The sequence below is a fragment of the Acidovorax facilis genome (assembly GCF_023913775.1).
In the GTDB taxonomy this organism is placed as follows: Bacteria; Pseudomonadota; Gammaproteobacteria; order Burkholderiales; family Burkholderiaceae_C; genus Acidovorax; species Acidovorax facilis.
Map to the genome: position 1 here is coordinate 1 of NZ_JAMXAX010000369.1, position 255 is coordinate 255.

Genomic DNA, 255 nt, shown 5'->3' on the forward strand with positions numbered 1-255 from the left:
TCGTGGACCACCAGTCCCAGCTCATGGGCGCAGAAGCCCTGGTGCGCTGGCGCCACCCCCAGCGCGGCATGATCAGCCCCGGCGACTTCATCCCCCTGGCCGAACAGACCGGCCTGATCCTCCCTTTGGGCCAATACGTGCTGCAAACCGCCTGCGAACAACTGCAGCGCTGGGGCCAGCACGAAGCCACCGCCCACCTGTCCATCTCGGTCAACGTCAGCGCCCGGCAGTTCAGGCAACCGGGCTTCGTGGCCG

The 255-nt window shown here is 67.8% G+C and carries 1 protein-coding gene; it reads left to right on the top strand.

Translation table 11 applies throughout. The annotated features are described in order from the left end of the window. A partial coding sequence (locus NFX52_RS30640) for an EAL domain-containing protein (RefSeq protein ID WP_252636041.1) occupies window positions 1-255 on the top strand: 255 nt, incomplete at both ends.